14 protein-coding genes are annotated in these 19,548 nt (G+C 46.7%); 9 read left to right on the top strand and 5 right to left on the bottom strand.

All coding sequences use genetic code 11. From position 1 onward, the window contains the following. Positions 1-27: 27 nt before the first annotated feature. The 3 genes from GWR21_RS17505 to GWR21_RS17495 are packed head-to-tail and all read right to left on the bottom strand — an operon-like array spanning position 28 to position 5,584. Positions 28-1,341 carry a TolC family protein gene (locus tag GWR21_RS17505; RefSeq protein ID WP_162332995.1) on the bottom strand — a complete coding sequence of 438 codons (1,314 nt, stop codon included), beginning with the start codon at positions 1,339-1,341 and terminating at the stop codon, positions 28-30. A 15-nt stretch (positions 1,342-1,356) separates the two neighbouring features. Beyond that, complete coding sequence (locus GWR21_RS17500) at positions 1,357-4,470, bottom strand: efflux RND transporter permease subunit (RefSeq protein WP_162332994.1); 3,114 nt, start codon at positions 4,468-4,470, stop codon at positions 1,357-1,359. A 25-nt stretch (positions 4,471-4,495) separates the two neighbouring features. Beyond that, the gene (locus GWR21_RS17495) at positions 4,496-5,584 is read right to left on the bottom strand and encodes an efflux RND transporter periplasmic adaptor subunit (protein WP_162332993.1); all 1,089 of its coding nucleotides are present in this window, start codon (positions 5,582-5,584) and stop codon (positions 4,496-4,498) included. A gap of 378 nt (positions 5,585-5,962) precedes the next feature. Between GWR21_RS17495 and GWR21_RS17490 the strand changes: the two genes are divergently transcribed. The 3 genes from GWR21_RS17490 to rnc are packed head-to-tail and all read left to right on the top strand — an operon-like array spanning position 5,963 to position 8,204. Continuing rightward, a complete protein-coding gene (locus tag GWR21_RS17490) occupies positions 5,963-6,199 on the top strand; it encodes an acyl carrier protein (RefSeq protein ID WP_012788038.1) in 237 nt (78 codons plus the stop codon). Positions 6,200-6,223: 24 nt separating this feature from the next. Continuing rightward, entirely contained in the window at positions 6,224-7,477 is a 1,254-nt protein-coding gene (gene fabF, locus GWR21_RS17485) for a beta-ketoacyl-ACP synthase II (RefSeq protein ID WP_162332992.1), read from the top strand. Between the two features lie 4 nt (positions 7,478-7,481). Next, the gene (gene rnc / locus GWR21_RS17480) at positions 7,482-8,204 is read left to right on the top strand and encodes a ribonuclease III (RefSeq protein WP_238429850.1); all 723 of its coding nucleotides are present in this window, start codon (positions 7,482-7,484) and stop codon (positions 8,202-8,204) included. Between the two features lie 12 nt (positions 8,205-8,216). Here the strand turns inward: rnc and GWR21_RS17475 are convergent, their stop codons facing one another. Beyond that, entirely contained in the window at positions 8,217-8,954 is a 738-nt protein-coding gene (locus GWR21_RS17475) for a GyrI-like domain-containing protein (RefSeq protein ID WP_238429848.1), read from the bottom strand. 68 nt (positions 8,955-9,022) lie between these two features. Continuing rightward, positions 9,023-9,976 (bottom strand): helix-turn-helix transcriptional regulator, encoded by a 954-nt coding sequence (locus GWR21_RS17470; protein ID WP_162332990.1) that lies wholly within the window; start codon positions 9,974-9,976, stop codon positions 9,023-9,025. A 470-nt stretch (positions 9,977-10,446) separates the two neighbouring features. Here GWR21_RS17470 and GWR21_RS17465 point away from each other — a divergent pair, with 470 nt between their 5' ends. The 6 genes from GWR21_RS17465 to GWR21_RS17440 all read left to right on the top strand — a co-directional run bounded on the left by GWR21_RS17465 (position 10,447) and on the right by GWR21_RS17440 (position 19,455). Then, positions 10,447-10,995 carry an RNA polymerase sigma factor gene (locus tag GWR21_RS17465; protein ID WP_162332989.1) on the top strand — a complete coding sequence of 183 codons (549 nt, stop codon included), beginning with the start codon at positions 10,447-10,449 and terminating at the stop codon, positions 10,993-10,995. A gap of 91 nt (positions 10,996-11,086) precedes the next feature. Further along, positions 11,087-12,187: a FecR family protein gene (locus GWR21_RS17460; protein WP_162332988.1), complete on the top strand. Its 1,101-nt coding sequence runs from the start codon at positions 11,087-11,089 to the stop codon at positions 12,185-12,187. Between the two features lie 204 nt (positions 12,188-12,391). After that, entirely contained in the window at positions 12,392-15,775 is a 3,384-nt protein-coding gene (locus GWR21_RS17455; protein ID WP_162332987.1) for a TonB-dependent receptor, read from the top strand. Between the two features lie 19 nt (positions 15,776-15,794). After that, on the top strand, positions 15,795-17,693 hold the full coding sequence (locus GWR21_RS17450) for a RagB/SusD family nutrient uptake outer membrane protein (RefSeq protein ID WP_162332986.1): 1,899 nt from the start codon (positions 15,795-15,797) through the stop codon (positions 17,691-17,693). A gap of 22 nt (positions 17,694-17,715) precedes the next feature. Beyond that, positions 17,716-18,429 (top strand): DUF3823 domain-containing protein, encoded by a 714-nt coding sequence (locus tag GWR21_RS17445; protein ID WP_162332985.1) that lies wholly within the window; start codon positions 17,716-17,718, stop codon positions 18,427-18,429. A gap of 3 nt (positions 18,430-18,432) precedes the next feature. Then, a complete protein-coding gene (locus GWR21_RS17440) occupies positions 18,433-19,455 on the top strand; it encodes a glycoside hydrolase family 43 protein (protein WP_162332984.1) in 1,023 nt (340 codons plus the stop codon). Positions 19,456-19,548: the final 93 nt, after the last annotated feature.

Genomic DNA, 19,548 nt, shown 5'->3' with positions numbered 1-19,548 from the left:
TATTTAGTACCCATCTATTTTCGCATGTTATTTCACCAGCATACCATTCAGTCGTAATAACTGCGTTTCCGCCAGCTTAATATTGTATCTGGCGTTGATCAGCCTGTTGTAGGCATCTTCCAGACTTTGCTGCGCCTCCTTCATTTCTATGACTGTACTTACCCCCTGTCTGAAACGTTCCATTGCCACCATCACATTTTCCCTCGCCAGTCCCAGGTTTTCGTCTTCCAGTGTCACTGCTGTTTTATAATATTCGTAGTCTTTAAAAGCGCTTGTCAGGGAAAGGTCTACCAGTGTGCGGGTATTTTCCAGTGCCAGCTGCTGATAGCCTACGTTCAGTTTAGCTGCATTCACCTGACGCCTGACGTTCAGTCCATTGAAGATCGGTATGGTGGCCGAGAATCCATAAGTCAGTACGCCATTCTGATTATACACCGGACTGAAGGAGTTGGTCGCTGCATTTGAGTTCACCCTTGAGTAGTTGTAGGCAGAGTTGAAATTGATCACCGGGAAGAAATCACCCTTGCTCTCTTTTAGCTGCAGTTGTGATACGGTAAGGTTTTGCTGGGCGACTTTAATACCTGTGTTCTTCTGTAATGCTTCCTGTCTTAATCCGGCATAGGAAAGGTCCAGATTCAGCGGAATCGTATCCATTACATCATATTGCGTATTGCCTGCTTCAACAGCCATCAGCTGGTTCAGCGTGGCCTTACTCTGGTCGATCAATGTCTGCTGACGCAGATAGGATGCCTTCAGTGCATTATAGTCTACTTTTGATTGCAGCCAGTCCGTCTTAGGTCCCAGACCAGTCTGGAATTTAGCATCTGACAATTTCACTCTTTCTTCAGAGATTGACAGCTGTTCAGAGAGATTACGTAACTGTTGTTTTTGCTGCACGACATTATAATATCCGGCAATCACATTGGCCACTGTATTGATCACCTGGTCTTTTACGGCCAGCTCACCCAGGTCACGTAGTGATTCCAGTTTTTGTTTGGTCGCAAACATTTTCAGACCGTCAAACAGTGTCCATGCCAGGTTCACGTTCGCACTCAAGGTGCTGGCGCGGATACCACTGGTATCACGTTTATTGCCATTCGCAAATTCCTGTTTAGTCTGTGTAGCGGTCCAGTTCTTATTCGCAGTTCCGTTGACGCGTGGCGCAAACGCAAGATTAGCATATGCATAATCATTAGCAGTGATTGCGGCATCATTCTTTGCCAGACGGATATCGTAGTTGTTCTTCAATGCGAGATCTATGGCCTGATCTGGTGTGAGTATCTGCTGGGCGTGTGCAGCAGTACAAAGCAGCAAAGAGAAATATAAAAGTGTTCGTTTCATGTAGTTGCTGATAATTTATGCATGCACCTTGACGGTCTCCTCTTCTTCTTCTTCATTCATCCTTTCTGACGCAGGTTTTCTTCTGGACAGGAAGGTATACATAGCTGGAATTACAAATAGTGTCAGTATCAGTGAGAATACGATACCACCCACGATCACGATACCCAATGGAATACGGCTGGTAGCAGCCGCTCCCAGTGACATCGCAATAGGCAGCGCACCCAGGGCCATGGCAAGGCTTGTCATCAGGATGGGACGCAAACGCATCGCGGATGCTTCAATTACAGCTTTGCTTCTGGACATGCCTTCATCGCGCTTGTGGTTCGCAAACTCCACGATCAGGATACCGTTCTTTGTTACGAGACCTATCAGCATGATTACACCAATCTGTGAGAAGATGTTCCATGTCTGACCAAATATCCACAATGATAACAGCGCTCCTGCAAACGCCAGCGGTACCGTCAGCATGATGATAAACGGATCGACCCAGCTTTCAAACTGCGCGGCCAGTACCAGGTAGATCAGTACCAGTGCGAGTACCAGTGCGAACATGGTATTGGAACCACTTTCTGCATAGTCACGGGAAGAACCGGCCAGTGCAGATACATAGTTATCATTTAATACGCCCTGTTGTTTCAGTTTGTCATAAATACCATACATCGCCTTGATACCATCTCCGATCGTCTTGCCGGGTGCAAGGCTCGCAGAGATTGTAGCAGATTTATACCGGTTGAAGTGGTAGATGATCGGAGGACTCGTTTCTTCTTCGATCGTTACAACGTTATCGAGCTGGATCGCTTCACCACGGCTGTTACGCACATAAATGTTCTGCAGGTCAGTTGGCTTATCACGTGCACCACGATACACCTGTCCCATTACCTGGTATTGTTTACCATTACGAATAAAGTAGCCATAGCGCAGGTTACTTAATGCCAGCTGTAAAGTTTGTGAGATATCATCTACAGAAACGCCTAACTCACTGGCTTTGGCGCGGTTGATCTGAATACGGAGTTCCGGTTTGTTAAACTTCAGGTCTACGTCCACCGCACCAAAGGTTGGATTATTGTTTGCCTCGTCGATGAACTTAGGCAGTACGGATGATAGACTATCGAAGTTGATATGCTGCAATACAAACGATACCGGTAGACCACCACGGCGTCCCACCTGGATCGTCTGTTGCTCAATAGCGAACACCTTCCCTTCAGGGAAGCGGAACATGTTACGGTTCACCATGTTCACGATCTCTTTCTGTGAACGGTAACGTTCGTTCGGCTCACTCAGCACAACGTTTGCAAAGCCGGAGTTAACGGCACCACCGCCGAAGCCTGGAGAAGTCACTGTAATGAGGATCTTCTTTTCAGGAATAGAATCGTTCATGAAGTCGGTCAGACGATTCATGTAAGATTCCATGTAATCGAACGAAGTTCCTTCAGGTGCACTGATAGAAAGACGGAACTGACTACGATCTTCGATCGGGGCCAGCTCAGACTGTAAGTTCTCGAAGATGAACCAGATCATCGCCAGACAGGCCATGATGATCAGCGTCGCTATCCACCGAATCTTCATAAATCCTTCTAAGGCACGCTGATAGCCGGATTCCATGCCAGTGAAGAATGGCTCTGTCTTTTCATAGAACCATGAATGCTTATGTGTTTTACGACCCAGTTTTACGTTCAGTACCGGCGTCAGCGTCAATGATACAAAAGCAGATATTAATACTGCTCCTGCTACCACGATACCAAACTCGCGGAATAGTCGTCCGACGAAGCCCTGCAGGAAAACGATCGGTAGGAATACAAATGCGAGTGTGATAGAGGTTGCGATAACAGCAAAGAATATCTCTTCAGAACCTTCTTTTGCCGCTTTCATACGCGGCATGCCCGCTTCTATTTTCTTGTAAATATTTTCCGTGACCACAATACCATCATCCACCACAAGACCTGTAGCCAGTACAATAGCGAGCAGCGTGAGGATGTTGATGGTAAAGCCGCAGATATACATAATGAAGAATGCAGCGATCAGTGACACAGGAATATCCACCAGCGGACGGAAGGCCATCAGCCAGTCACGGAAGAAGAGGTAGATGATGATGATCACCAAACCCAGGGCGACGATCAGTGTTTCTTCTACTTCCTCGATGGACTTGCGGATGAACTTAGTATTGTCGATAGCAATATTGGTGGTGATATCATCAGGAAGGTCTCTTTTCAACTGGTCGTAACGTTTGTAGAACTCATCAGTAATAGCTACATAGTTGGAACCTGGCTGAGGAGTGAGTGCCAGTGCGATCATTGGAACACCAGATTCCTTCAGAATGGTTTCTTCGTTTTCAGGTCCGAGTACAGCTTGTCCGATATCCCGGAAATGGATCACATTACCATTCTCATTTTTAATAATGAGGTTATTGAAGTCTTCTTCTGTGTTCAGGCGGCCGAAGGTACGCACCGTTAGTTCTGTTGCGTTACCGGCAATCTTTCCGGAAGGCAGTTCCACGTTTTCTTTGGCAAGCGCGGCCTGTACATCCGTAGGCGTCAGACTGTAGGCCGACAGGCGGGCGGGATCCATCCATAGGCGCATGGCAAATTTCTTTTCACCAAGGATACGGATGGAGCTGACACCGGGGATGGTCTGGAGTCTTTCGAGTAATACGTTGTTGGCATATTCAGTCACCTCGAGCTGATTACGGATGTTACTCTGTACCGTCATAGACAGGATATAGTCAGAGTTTGCATCTTCTTTTGACACAACAGGAGGAGCATCAATATCCGGAGGAAGGCTACGGAGTGCCTGTGATACTTTGTCACGTACATCGTTGGCGGCAGCTTCGAGGTCAATACTCAGTTCGAACTCGACGGTAATATTACTGGTACCCTGGCTGCTGCTGGAAGAAATATTTTTGATACCCGCGATACCATTGATGGATTTTTCCAGCGGTTCGGTGATCTGGGTTTCGATAATATCAGAGTTTGCGCCGGCATATGAAGTCCGCACGTTCACAATAGGCGGGTCGATAGCGGGGAAGTCCCTTACCCCGAGGAAGTTGAATCCCACCAGGCCGAATATCACGATAATGATATTCATTACGATGGCAAATACGGGACGTTTAAGAGATAGCGAAGGAAGACTCATGATCTATAACTTTAATTGTCCGTTCTTATTTAATACCATTGTACTTCAGTACAGCACCTGGTTTGATCTGCATTAAACCGCTGGTAATAACAGTATCACCTATGCTGAGACCGCTGGTGATCTGTACATTATCTGCGTTACGGATGCCTGTTTCAACAATTACAAATTTCGCCTTTCCGCTGTCAGCAATGGCTACTTTTTTATCGCGTGTACCAGGTATAACAGCCTGAGTAGGGATCATGATAGCGTCGGGCATATTTTTCAGAGAGATCAGTACACGGGCGAAGGCACCTGGAAGCAGTTTACCTGCGTTAGGTACGATAGCCCTGATCTTGATCGTACGGGTGGAGAGATCAATTTTCGGATCAATGGCATAGATATTACCCTTATACGTTTGCTGATCGCCGGCTACTTTGAAATCGACCACATCGCCCTGACTGATGGCAGTGCGGTACTTTTCAGGCACGGAGAAGTCCACTTTCAGCGGATCTATCTGCTGGAGGGTAGTGATAATCGTAGTAGGAGACACGACAGCACCCAGGCTGACGTTCCTGAGACCGAGGCGCCCGGAGAAGGGAGCGCGGAGTTCAGTTTTCTGCAGCTGCGTACGGGTATATTCAATATCAGCACCGTATGCGCTTACCTGGTTACGGGTAACGTCTACATCCTGGCGGCTGATACCATTGATCTTAAGCAGGTTTTCCTGTCTTTCGAGGGTGGTTTTAGCCAGTTCCCTCTGCAGTTCAAGTTTTTGCAGCTGGGCTTTCAGGTCTTCGTCATAAATTTTTACCAGCAGGGCGCCTTTGGCTACCTGGGTACCTTCTTTGAAAAAGAGTCCTGTGATACGGCCGGTGATTTCGGCCTGTACCTGTACCTCTTCATTACTTTGCAGGGTACCGCTCGCTTCAATGGTTTCATCCAGAGAGGTAGTTTTCACCACATATGCATCTACCAGGAGGTTTTTTGGACCACCGCCACCTTTGGCAGCAGGCTTTTCGGGTGCATTTTCACCTTTCTTTCCCGGAGCTTTTACGCGGTTAATAATAAAAAGGATAATGACAGCTGCCACTACCACGAACAAAACCGTTGTCAGGATCTTCTTATTGCCGGCCATGAGCTTGTATTAGTTTAATATAGAAGGGATAATCCGGGCAAATTTAATAAATGGGATTGCTGCTTCGATGGTCGCAGTGTTAATTAAAGTTAATTGTGTTGTAGGGGTATATAGGTGGCTGATTAGGCTGTTGAGTGGCAAGGAGCTATATTTGGATACCAGCTTCATATATATAGGTGTGGATAAGCCCCCGGAAGTGTCTTTTAGACGGGGTAATAGTAATTTCCGTTATTAATAATCGGTGGGGAAATCCTTTGTAGTACAGGGTTTCAGGCGTATACAACTAAAGTCTGACCCCTAAAATTTGCATGCTTTCTTGTCAATTCAAGAAAAATTATATTTTTGCACTCAAGTTTTAAACCAAAAACACTTAAAATTATGTCAGACATTGCATCAAGAGTTAAAAAGATCATCATTGACAAATTGGGCGTTGACGAAGCTGAGGTAACTCCTGAAGCTAGCTTCACCAACGACCTGGGCGCTGACTCTTTGGATACGGTAGAACTGATCATGGAATTCGAAAAAGAATTCAACATCTCCATTCCTGACGAACAAGCTGAAACTATTACTACTGTTGGCCAGGCAGTTGCTTACCTGGAAGAACATGTGAAATAATCCTACTTAATCAGATTTGTTTTAATGCAACCAAGACGAGTAGTCGTTACAGGTTTAGGCGCACTTACACCGCTCGGCAATTCCGTATCCGATTTCTGGAAGGGATTGACGGACGGTGTATCCGGTGCCGGCCCTATTACACATTTTGATGCTGCCAAGTTCAAGACCCGTTTTGCTTGCGAACTGAAGAACTTTGACGCTACCAATTACCTGGACAAGAAGGATGCACGCAAGATGGATCCTTTTACACAAACAGCCGTAATTGCTGCTGACCAGGCAGTACAGGACGCCGGGATTGACCGCAATACTGTCAATGTGGACAGAGTTGGGGTGATCTGGGCTTCTGGCATTGGTGGAATGATCAATTTCTGCCAGGAAATGAAAGAATTTGGTCAGGGTGATGGAACTCCCCGTTTCAGCCCCTTCCTGATTCCCCGGTTAATCCTTGATATTGCCGCAGGCCATATCTCCATCCGTCACGGTTTCCGTGGTCCTAACTTCTCCGTAGTATCTGCCTGTGCTTCCGCTACCAATGCGATCATTGAAGCGATGCACTACATTCAGTATGGTAAAGCGGACGTGATGATCACCGGTGGTTCAGAAAACGTTATTAACGAAGCCTGTATAGGTGGGTTTAATGCGATGAAGGCCCTGTCTGAACGAAATGATGACCCGGCAACTGCTTCCCGCCCCTTTGATTTAAACAGAGATGGCTTTGTTATGGGGGAAGGCGCAGGAGGGCTGGTGTTAGAATCCTATGAACATGCGACGGCAAGAGGAGCCAAAATTTACGCTGAATTGGCCGGAGGCGGCGCAACTGCCGATGCCTATCACCTTACTGCACCTCATCCGGAAGGACTGGGCGCTATGAACGTAATGCGGTTGGCTTTAGCAGATGCGGGACTGCAGCCCCATGATATTGATTATATTAATGTGCACGGAACTTCCACACCCCTCGGTGATATTGCGGAAGTAAAAGCTATACAGCAGGTTTTCGCGGAACATGCTTATAATCTAAACATCAGTTCCACGAAATCCATGACCGGACACCTTTTAGGTGCTGCGGGCGCAATCGAGGCCATCGCTGCTATTATGTCTGTAATACATGGTATTGTACCTCCCACCATTAATCATTTCACGAAAGATCCAGACTTGGATCCCAAATTAAATTTTACCTTTAACGTCGCACAACATAGAGAAATCAACGCTGCATTAAGTAATACCTTCGGTTTCGGAGGACATAATGCTTCCGTTATTTTCAAAAAATTTGTTGCTTGATTGTGTGAAATTACTGCCAGGATTTTTATATCGATTCGTTCCGAAAAAAAGGAGCCTCTACAAGGACCTTTATAATTTGCTGGGATTTGCCCCGGGCAACTTCTCGTTGTATGAAGTGGCGTTAAGCCATCGATCCAGCAAAGAGAAGTTCCTCGAAAGCAATGAGCGCCTGGAATATCTTGGCGACGCAATCCTTGGCGCTATTATAGGGGATTACCTCTTTAAAAAGTATCCTTACAAAACAGAAGGCTACCTGACCGAAATGCGGTCTAAAATCGTTAACCGTCAGCAGCTCAATGATATCGCTATCAAAATGGGGCTGCGTAAACTGACTATCTACGATAAATACAACAGCTTCCTGAAGATCAGCCAGATCTTCGGTAACACACTTGAAGCGCTTGTGGGTGCTGTATACCTTGACAAAGGATATAACAGGACCAAACAGTTCGTGCATCAACGGCTGCTCGTTCCCTACATTGACCTGGAGCAACTGGAAAATGTAGAAATGAACCACAAGAACAAGCTATACGGCTGGGCAAATAAGCATGGCAAAGTCCTGGAGTTTGACCTGCTGGAAGAACAAATGGATAACGGCCGTCGCATATTCACCGTCGGTGCTGTCGTAGATGGTGAACTGATCTGCAGCGGCAAAGCTTTCAATAAAAAAGACGCCAGCCAGATAGCTGCACAGCAGGCCATCGAACTGCTGGGGCTCGGCGAAAAATAATTCCTTCTTATTTCACTTTACTGGTTGCCGTAAAATGGTTTTCATTTTCGCAGGCGCTGTCTTACGCGGATCTGATAGATAGATCTCGTGATGCCGGCCGTTGTATACCAGTCCTTCCTCCTTTATGAAGTGTTCCATCACTTTCAGTGTCGCAGGTTCCTCCGAATAAGGGCCTGTGTGCAATATCTGTACACTTCTGCCTTCCGCCAGCGTTACCAGCGATACTTTCTGTAACAGGGGTAGCTGCTTTTTCTGAAAAGCTGTTTTCAGCGCATGCTGTACAATGGTGCTGGTCACATAATCGGGCATACGGATCAGCAACTGCCAGTGCCATTCCTCCCTGGGCGCATCCCGAGGATAACCTTCCTGTTCCACCCACCAGGTACCTTCCAGCTTGCTGACTGTAAAGTCCTGCCCGGCCTGTTTATAGGCATTCTTAACGCTATAGGCAGCAGTATATAACGCTTGTGTGCTCTCTGCAAATACGGGTCCGTCGGGATCGCCCTTACCTGTGATCGCCACATAATGTCCAGCCGGAACGAATATCAGTGCCGGTTGTGATTTCGCTGTATACAGCTCCTTGTGTACTTTCGTAAGATCAGTTTTTAACATAACAGCTAGTTTAGTATTGCATGGGTAAGAAATACGTGTGCGCCTGTGCGTAATAACGCAGGGTTGTTCATATACCAGGAACTGGTGCACCAGGCCAATGACCAGCAATAGCCAGTGACACCACAGATGTAGTTTCATTCAGTAAGGATTTATCGTTACTGATACAAAGTAAAAAAGGGGAAGTGACAGCCTTATGTCAGCAGGGATTACAAATAATGTTGTTTTATTTCCAGGGCGAGTTCCTTCATTTTATCCGCCAGCTCGGCGGGAGAGATAATCTCGGGTACAGATCCCCATACCAGCAACCAGCGGCCAAACCACTCCAGGCAGGGCGCCAGGAAGGTCATTTCTATACATTCACCTACTGCCTGCTCTTCTACAAGACCATAATAAAACTTCTGATCCCCGATACGACGGGCAAAGGCCCTCGGAAACCGGAGCTTTACCATATGGGCCTGGGCCTCATACTCTCCATAACGGTCCATATACTCTTTCAGCGTAATATGGCGGGTTTTATCATAGCTGTCAGCCGATACTGACACATTTTTAATACGATCCATCCGGAAATCCCGGTAACCATGACGTAAACGGCACCAGGCTATCAGGTGCCAGTTGCCACTCGTATATATGATACCAATGGGTTCCACCTCCCGCTTGGTCAGTGTCTCACTGTGCATGGCAAAGTAGTCCAGTTGCAGCATCTGCTGCTTACCCAGTGCATATTGAATATCAGAAAGGAACCGGTTGGGGAACTCCTCTCCTACCGGTGGGCGGCGACTGACAACCGCAATATTATCCTCCAGTGATTCCAGGAAATCCTTCTCACTGCCCCGCAGCACGGCTTTGATCTTCTGCATGGCATTACTGAATTCTTTCCTGTTGGAATGATCACTCAGGTTGGCCATCAGTTTTTCACCGGTGAGCAGGGCGGCCGCCTCTTCCCGGCTGAACATGACAGGTGGCAGATGGTATCCTTCCACCAGGTAATAACCGGTGCCGGCTTCCGCTCCAATCGGCACACCCGCTTCCTGCAGGGCCCTCACGTCCCTGTATACTGTACGCAGGCTGATGTTAAAGCGCTCCGAGATCTCGGCTGCCTTCACTATTTTCTTGCCCTGTAACTGAATGAGAATGGCGGAAAGACGGTCTATCCTGTTCATATTAAAAGCAAGTTAGAATAAAATTGAAAAAAATTTCCGGTGCCGGTTAAACTTCGGTTATAATAGTCAGTCTTAGATACAGCAAATATTTGAGGGAGACACTTTAGCGGTTGATGTGAGTGATGAATGACAAGTCTAAAATGTAATAACCCCTGAAAAATGTTTAAGAATTTGATGCTACAGTACAGAATATAGGTTAAATGGTAAGCCCCTGCAATTTCTTGCGGGGGCCTTTTTTTTGCACCTCCCCCTTACCATGATCCCTTCCGAAAGAATTTGAAATCATTAACTTACGATTAACAGATGGCGGAAAGATTCCGCCTATTTTTGATACAGCAAAATTCAAATGAGTTTTTTTAATGGTTAATTTGGGGAGGGCCTGATTTTCATCAGGCCCCTTTTATTTTCTATACCGTTTAATTTTATTTTTATAGCTTGTACTTTAAAGGCATTGCTTTAAACGAGGTAAATTGGCGGGGTCCGAAAATATCAACCAGACGGCCATAGCAGACCACGAGCTATGGACTGCTTTTAAACAAGGGAATGTACAGGCTTTCAGTGAAATGTACCGGCGTCATGCAGGCGCCTTGTATAACTATGGCTACCACCTTGTACCGGATGCCGCACTTGTCAAAGATGCCATGCAGGATCTCTTCGCAGACCTCTGGCGCACCCGCAGCAACCTCTCCGATACAACCTCCATTAAATACTACCTCTTCCGGTCCTTACGCCGTCGTCTTTACCGGTTGGCCGATATCAAAACGATAGCTACTACGACATCTTTACAAACAGAATCAATAGAAGAGCTTACAATACGAACAGAAGAATACCTGTTACTGACGCAAAAATTGCAGTACCTCCTGTCCCGCTTGCCGGAACGCCAGCAGGAAGTGATCCGACTGCGTTTCTATGATAATTTCAGCTGGGATGAAATAGCAGGTATCCTGCAGATCAATGAGCAATCCGTGCGTAACCTCGTGCAACGGGCCGTTCTCAAAATGCGTGAGAACTGGAAATAAACGCTGCCAAAATTTTTTTCCCTGCAGGTGAGTTAAAACGCCCCATCCCTGCCTTTATGATCATAACTACTGTCGGAAGGCACATAATGCTATGGATTATTCAGTATACGATACAGCAGATTTTGTCTGCGACGACTCTTTTGTGGCATGGGTAAAAGAAGGTAAAGACAGTGCGCACTGGTCAGCTATTTTCGCCGAATATCCCACACAGCGGGAGGCTATGGAGCAGGCTAAAGCCATTATCTTGGCAGCGGCACAGCTACCGGCTTTTCAGCTCAGCGCAACAGAAGAACAGGCATTGTGGGAAGATATCCATATGCACATGGAGCAGCATGACAGTACACCGGTAAAAATACGCCGGTACAGCTACTGGTACTGGGCCGCTGCATTATTATGTATCACTGCCGGTGCCGCTATCTGGTGGTTACGCCCTGCACAGGCGCCTGCCGCTTACAGCCGTTTGCTGGAAGCAGCAAGCCTGGAAAAGAATGAACGGATGGAAGAGATCAACGAAGAGGAACATCCGCGTACAGTCAGTTTGCCAGACGGCAGTTCTGTCGTATTGCAGCCAGGCGCAAGGATCTCTTATCCGTTTCCCGGATGCCCGGAACGTAATTGCAAAAGAGAAGTATATCTGTCGGGAGCCGCTTATTTTGAAATCTCGCGTAACACCTTGCAGCCGTTCATTGTGTATGCCAATGAAATGGTGATCAATGTGCTCGGCACGAGCTTTAATGTAAGGGCATACGAACAGGATAGCTTAGTAGAAGTACACGTTAAAACAGGTAAAATATCAGTGTCTGTACAACCATTGGGAGATAAAGTCGTAGCCAATCTTTCTGCCAACCAACAGGCCGTTTTAAAGCGCAATACGCTGGCCGTAGCAGTACTACAGACTATACCACCCGTCAGTACCCGAAAAACGGAAGATGTAGCAGTCGTCAATTCATTTGAGTTCAGTGATACACCTGTTGATAGTGTGATGGCAGCAATAGAGCATGCCTATGGAGTACACATCAGCTATGACAAGGCATTACTTGCCGGATGCCGGTTGACTGCTTCGCTGACAGATGAACCGTTACATGAAAAGATTCGCCTGATCTGTAAGGCGCTGGAGGCGGGATGTATCATCGAAGGAGATGAAATAACGCTGACAGCAAAAGGATGTCGCCCGAATGTTATTGAAAACTAAACCATGATTATTTGAACATGACAAGCAGTACTTAATGAAAATAGCCAGCGGTATGGCCTTACCACTGGCTATAACCAAAATCACAATTGTCTTACACCCGCTCCACTGGGTATAAGACAGGCAGTCTATTTCCCAATATTATTAAGGAACACAATCCAAGTTATGAAAAAAAGATTACGAATCCGTGATTTAATCTTCCACGTTATGCGTACTTGTGTCTATCAGCTGTTGATGGCCCTGTCGTTCACTACCATCACATTCGCCATGCCCGGCAAAGCCCAGGAAGTATTGCAGCAGAAAATATCGCTTGAAGCAAAACAGCAACCTGTTGGCAAAGTTCTAAGCCAGATCGAGAAACTGGTGGACGTAAAGTTCCTCTATAGTTCCTCGCTGATCCAGTCTGACCGTAAGGTGGATGTTACCGCTGAAAATGAAACACTGGCAAACATCCTCGACGGATTATTCCAGCCGTTGCAACTGCAATACCACGTGTCCGGCCGGCAGATCGTGCTTAATCGATTACGTGCTCCGGCCGTTGCTGATCAGCAACCAGTAAGGATCAGCGGTCAGGTAACAGATGATAAGGGAACACCGTTACCTGGTGTCAGTGTGAAGCTGAAAGGTACTTCCTCCGGCGCAACTACTGACCCTACCGGTAACTACGCTTTCAATGTACCTGCACTCAGCGGGATACTCATTTTCACCTACGTCGGTTTCGCTTCGAAAGAGATAGAGATCAATGGTAAACACACGATCAATGCGGCCCTCGAGTCTTCCTCTACTTCTCTTGGTGATGTGGTGGTAGTAGGATATGGCTCGCAGCGTAAAGAGTCGCTGACGGGTGCCATCGCCTCGGTGACCAGCAAAGACCTGAATGGTATACATGCTGGTTCTACGGTGAGTGCCGGACTCGCAGGAAAGATCGCCGGTGTATCCTTCCGTTTCTCTGATGGTCGTCCGGGTGCCAGTGCCTCTATACAGATCAGGAATATGGGCAATCCGCTGTACGTAATTGATGGTATTCAACAGGATGAAGGACAGTTCAACAACATCGCTCCTGCCGATATCGAAACCATCACCGTACTGAAAGATGCCTCTGCTGCCATCTATGGTATGCGTGCTGCTAATGGAGTTGTTGTAGTGACTACTAAACGCGGTAAACTCGGCAGTCGTAACACCATTAACGTAAACGTTTACAGAGGCTGGCAGAACTGGACCCGCTTTCCGAAAACAGTAAATGCCTACGAGTGGATGGTAGGGAAGGCCGATGCCGAGATGAACCAGTCAGGTAAAACGGCTATCACACAGGCAGAACTGGATAAGTGGAAACAAGGTACGGAGACAGGCTACAAAACGTTTGACTGGTATAAGTTCATCGTAAAAGGTAATTCTCCGCTTACTCAGGCCAACCTTAATTTTACCGGTGGTTCTGAAAGGATCAACTACTATGTATCTGCCACACACCTGGACCAGAACTCTGTACTCGGCCGTGAATTTACATTCAGAAGAACAAATGTGCAGAGTAACATTGAAGCCCGTGTATCCGATCAGTTCAAGATAGGTGCGCAGATCAATGGTCGTATCGAAACACGCGATCAGCCGGGGGTACCAGGTACTGATGATTACTGGGCCGCACGTTTTGCTATCCTGCGTAACAGGCCGACAGAGCGTCCTTACGCCAACGATAATCCTGACTACCCTAACGATATCGGTCACAATACAGAAAACTGGGCGGTACAGAATAAAAAACTGTCCGGTTACTGGCGCAGCGACTGGCGTGTATTACAAACGAACCTGACTGCGGAATATCAGTTCCCTATAGAAGGACTAACAGCAAAAGGTCTGTTCTCTTATTACTATGCCAATGAGATCATGAACGGACATGAATACACGTATAAGGTGTACACCTACGATCCGGTAAATGACGCCTACAATGTAACGGGTGGTAGTTCCAACCCTTACCGTGAAAGACGTAACAGAACGATATTGTCACCTACCACTCAGTTACAGCTCAACTATAACAGAACCTTTGACCGCCATACGATCGGTGCAACCCTGGTAGCAGAAAGAATTAAGCGGAGGGATTTAGGTTCCTATGTACACTCTGTTCCGACCATTAACCAGCTGCCACTGATCTATTTCTCTACAATGGATACCTACAATGATGGAGATGGTACAGAGGCCAGACTGGGTTATATCGGCCGTGTCAATTATAACTATGGCGGCAGGTATTACATCGAGCTTTCAGCGCGCCGTGATGCTTCCTGGAAATTCGCTCCGAATAAAAGATGGGGCACCTTCCCGTCTGTTTCCGGTGGATGGAGACTGAGTGAAGAAAAGTTCTTCGGTAAAGTAAGCAAGAACCTGATCAGTGAACTGAAGCTCCGTGCTTCCTATGGTAAGCTGGGTGATGATGATATTGGTATCGGTGCATACGATTACCTGGAAGGATATAATTATAACACTTCTACTGTCATCCTTGATGGTAATGCTGTCATTGGTGCGGGCAATAAAGGCGTACCTATCAGGAATATCTCCTGGTTCATAAGCCAGACTTTTGACATCGGACTGGATTACGCGTTGCTCAACGACAAGATCACTGGTGCGATCGACGTGTTCAACAGGAAAAGAACCGGTTTACTTGGTGCAAAATATGATATCCTGGTTCCTAGTGAACTTGGCTACAATCTCCCGTCAGAAAACGTAAACAGCGACCAGGTGGCTGGCATCGAAGGTTCCATTGCTTATTCCGGCAAGGTAAAGCAGGTAAGCTTTAACATTGGCGGTAACTTCTCTGTAGCACGTAATAAAACACTGCATACTTACAAACCCGTCTTCAACAACTCACTGGATCATTATTTCAGCTCCCGCGAAGAACGTTTTACCAATGCTTTCTGGGGAATGGAAACAGTGGGTCAGTTCCAGTCACAGGAGCAGATCAACAAGTATCCGGTGAACATCGACGGAGCGGGTAACAAGACTTTACTGCCGGGTGACCTGATCTATAAAGATCAGAACAATGATGGTATCATTAATGATCAGGATATGCGTCCCATAGGTTACGGTACCGGAAGGAACCCTATTGTGAACTTCGGTCTGAGCTTCTCTGCAGGCTGGAAAGGATTTGATGCCCGTATCGACTTTTCTGGTGGTGGTGGTTACTCTTTTGCACGTAACTGGGAAATGCGTAATCCTTATCAGAATGGTGGTAACCTGTTAGCTGATCTTTATAAAGACCGTTGGCACAGAGAGAACCCACTTGACCTGAACAGCGCCTGGATCCCTGGTAAATATCCTGCACTGCGTTTCAATGATGGTGGTCATAGCAGCTACGGCAGGAACTCTGACTTCTGGCTGATCAATGTCAAATACCTGCGCGCAAGAACAATGGAGCTGGGATACGTTATTCCTAAGAATATCCTCAGCCGTATTAAAATAGAAAGAGCACGTTTCTATGTGAACGCGAATAACCTTTTCTCTATCGATAATATGAAAAACGTTGGTATAGATGCGGAGATCATAGATGATAACGGTCTCACCTATCCGCAGAGCAAATTTGTGAACATTGGTTTTGAACTTTCTCTCTGATCTTTTAATTATTCGTAGTATGAAAAAATATTTGCTGATACTCACAGCGGCTATCACTATAATAACAGGATGTGTAAAGGACGAAGAGTTCCTGACAACCGATCCGACTAATCTATTGACTGACGAAGCTGTATGGAAAAGCCCTGATCTGGTACTATCCGTGCTGGCTGATCTATATAACCGTTATCCGGAACAACAAACGATCACCAACTGGGCCGAGTTTACCAATTTTGATGAAGCCTTCCCTTCAGAAGCGGGGCAATATTGGAGAACAAAGCAGATCGATTATCCGACCGGATGGTGGGGATTATGGGATTACGGTTATATCCGCGACCTGAATCTCTTTATAAAGAAATGTTCAGCAGCCAGTGAACTGTCGGCCGAAGTACGCGCCCGTTTTCTGGGAGAGGCACGTTTCCTGCGTGCGGCCATTTACTTCCAGGAAGTAAAATGTATGGGTGGTGTACCACTGATACTGGAACCGATGGAATATAACTTCAGTGGCGATCCTACCTACCTGCAGCACGCACGCGCGAAGGAATCCGAGATCTATGATTTCGTGATCAGTGAACTGGATAGTGTGAAGAATGTGGTACCCGATGATGCGGGCGTTAAATCACGTGTTTCCAGGGCAGCAGCACTGGCCATGCAATCAAGGGCAGCATTGTATGCAGGTTCTATAGCAAAATACGGTGTGTCAACACCAGGTGTGAGCCTGCCTGGTGGAGAAGTAGGCATCCCTGCAGATAAAGCAAATGGATATTACACAAAAGCACTGGAAGCCGCACAAGCGATCATCACAGGTGGTAAGTATTCCCTGTATAAGAAGAAAGCAGAAGACCTGCAGGAGAATTTTGCAGCACTCTTTTATGATAAGTCCAATAACCCGGAAGTCATCTTTGTACAGGATTTTAAACTGAAGTCGGGTAAGACACAGGGCTGGACAATCGATAATCAGCCATGGTCTTCTGCTGAGGAGCAGCAGGGTGGCAGAGTGAACCCTTCGCTGAACCTGGCATTATTGTATGAAAAGCTGGATAACACCTATGCGCCGTTTGCAACGAATAACGGTAGTGACTATGTGTACTACGACAATCCTGGTGACATCTTTGCCGGAAGAGATGCCCGTCTGGGCGGTACGATCATGCTGCCTGGCAGCCGTTTCAAAGGTGTGCCACTGGATATATGGGCCGGCGTGATGTACTGGAAAGATGGTAAATACAATGTGATCAGCGGTGATAACTTCGCTGACAGAGATAGTATACCCGTAGCAGGTGCGCCGAAAAGCTCGCAGGTAGTAGGTGCTGACGGTCCGGTAGACGGCTTGCAGTATAGCGCGCAGACAGGTTTCTTTGTACGCAAGTTCATGGACCCTGCAGTTGGTTCAGGACAGATTGGTACACGCAGCGATGTGTGGTGGGTACGCTTCCGCTATGCAGAAGTATTGCTAAATGCTGCAGAAGCAGCGTTCGAACTTGGACAGTCCGGTCTTTCATCCGAATATATTAACCCACTGCGCGATCGTGCTGGATTCACGACGCCGTTGACAGCTGCCCAGATCACTTTTGACAGGATCGTACACGAAAGACGTGTGGAACTGGCTTTTGAGGGGCATGAACTGTTTGATAACAAGCGCTGGAGACTCGCGCACAAAGTATGGAATGGAGAAAATATATCAGCGACAGATGTGGTAGCAAACATCGGAAAGGCTGATAAAGTGAACACCATGATCTATGGTATCCTGGGGTATAAGATCTATCATCCGGGTAATGCCAACGATGGCAAATGGGTATACAGGGTTGTAAAACCTTCTAACGTAACAGCAGCACACCGTTTCAATTTTGGTAACTATTATTCCGTAATAGGATCAGATGTGCTCAGTAATAACCCTAAGCTGGTGAAAAACCCTAATCATTAGTACATATTGTAAAACAGGTTACATGAAAAAAATAGTCGCATATATATTATTGACGCTGACAGCGTTCTCCTGTAAGAAGGATAACTACGATCCGCCATCCTCGACATTTTCCGGCCGTATCACCTACCAGGGCGTGCCGATCAATGTCAGTTCAAAAGATGTAACTTTCGAATTATGGGAGCCGGGCTGGGGCAAGAACGGGGCAATTACCGTGAATATAAAGGAAGATGGCTCCTATGCAGCGTTACTGTTTGATGGTAATTATAAACTGATCATCCCTCCTTCTCAGGGACCATTCAGGTCTATCACCAACGAAGAGACGAAAAATGATACTATGTTGCTGACCATCAGTGGGAGCAGGACTATGGACATCGAAGTGATGCCCTACTACATGGTTAGAGATGCCAAGCTGGAGCTGAGTGGCACGAACGTGGTAAATGGCAGTTTCCGCCTGGAAAAGATCATTACCGATGCGCATGAAAGAAGTGTAGAGACTGTATTCCTGTACCTGAATCAGACGCAGTTTGTGGATGGTACAAACTATCTGGCCCGTACAGCTGTCGCCGGAGCGGACATTGATCCATCGAATGTACAGCTGAGTGTGAATGTGCCGGATGTTCGTTCTGGTAACGGTGCTTCAGGAGATCAGGACTATGTGTTTGCCCGTATTGGTGTAAAGATCGCCGGTGTGGAGGACCTGTTGTTTTCAGAAGTACAGCAGATTAACCTGAAATAGAATATGATAAGACCAATTGTCTGCTTTTTACTGCTGCTGGCAGCTGCCGCACATGGTCAGGAGACCTTCCGGAATCCCCTGCTGGCAGGAGGGCCGGATCCCTGGTGTATATATAAGGATGGATACTATTATTATATGCATACAATGGGGAATCGCCTGGAACTCTGGAAAACGAAGAACATTGCTTTCCTGAAAGATGCGCCACATAAAACCGTCTGGACACCTCCGGCCAGTGGGCCATTCTCCAAAGATATCTGGGCGCCGGAAATACACTTTTTAAAGGGTAAATGGTACATCTATTTTGCTGCTGACGATGGTGATAATCAATATCACCGGATGTATGCACTGGAAAATAGCTCACCAGACCCGATGGAAGGGACCTGGGTTTTTAAGGGAAAGGTGGCAGATATAGACGATAAATGGGCCATTGACGGCAGTGTATTCGAGCATCATGGAAAGTTATATATGATATGGTCAGGATGGGAAGGGAATAAGAATGGGCGTCAGGATATTTATATCGCCGCCATGAAGAATCCATACACTATCCAGGGGAAAAGGGTAAAAATATCTACTCCCCACTATGCGTGGGAGACAAAGGGAGACCTGGGAGATCCTGATCTGAAGCATGTTGATGTCAATGAAGGACCGCAGTTTTTAAAGCATGGCAAACGACTTTTCATAGTGTACTCCGGATCTGCTTGCTGGACAGATGATTATGCATTGGGATTATTGTCAGCAGATGAAAATAGTAATTTGTTGGACCCGGCATCCTGGACAAAAAAGACAGAAGCGGTTTTTAAGCAGTCTGCGGAGAATAAAGTATACGCACCCGGACACAATTCATTTTTTACCTCACCTGACGGGAAGGAATATTGGATATTATATCACGCTAATGATCATCCCGGAGACGGGTGTGGAAAGAAACGTTCACCACGTATTCAGCGGTTTAGCTGGAACGAAAACGGCTGGCCTGTCTTCGGAAAGCCTTTAAATACAGACACTTTACTGCAAGTCCCCCGTTCCTGACGGGGGCTTTTGCTTTCAGCAAAAAGGAAGTTTTACCGATAATTAAACGATCGTGGTATTGTTAGAATCGTCAGGCTGTGTTAACTTTTGTAA

The sequence above is a fragment of the Chitinophaga agri genome (genome assembly GCF_010093065.1).
Classification (GTDB): domain Bacteria; phylum Bacteroidota; class Bacteroidia; order Chitinophagales; family Chitinophagaceae; genus Chitinophaga; species Chitinophaga agri.
The sequence above is the reverse complement of the archived record's forward strand: the minus strand, read 5'-3'. Positions and strand labels throughout refer to the sequence as shown.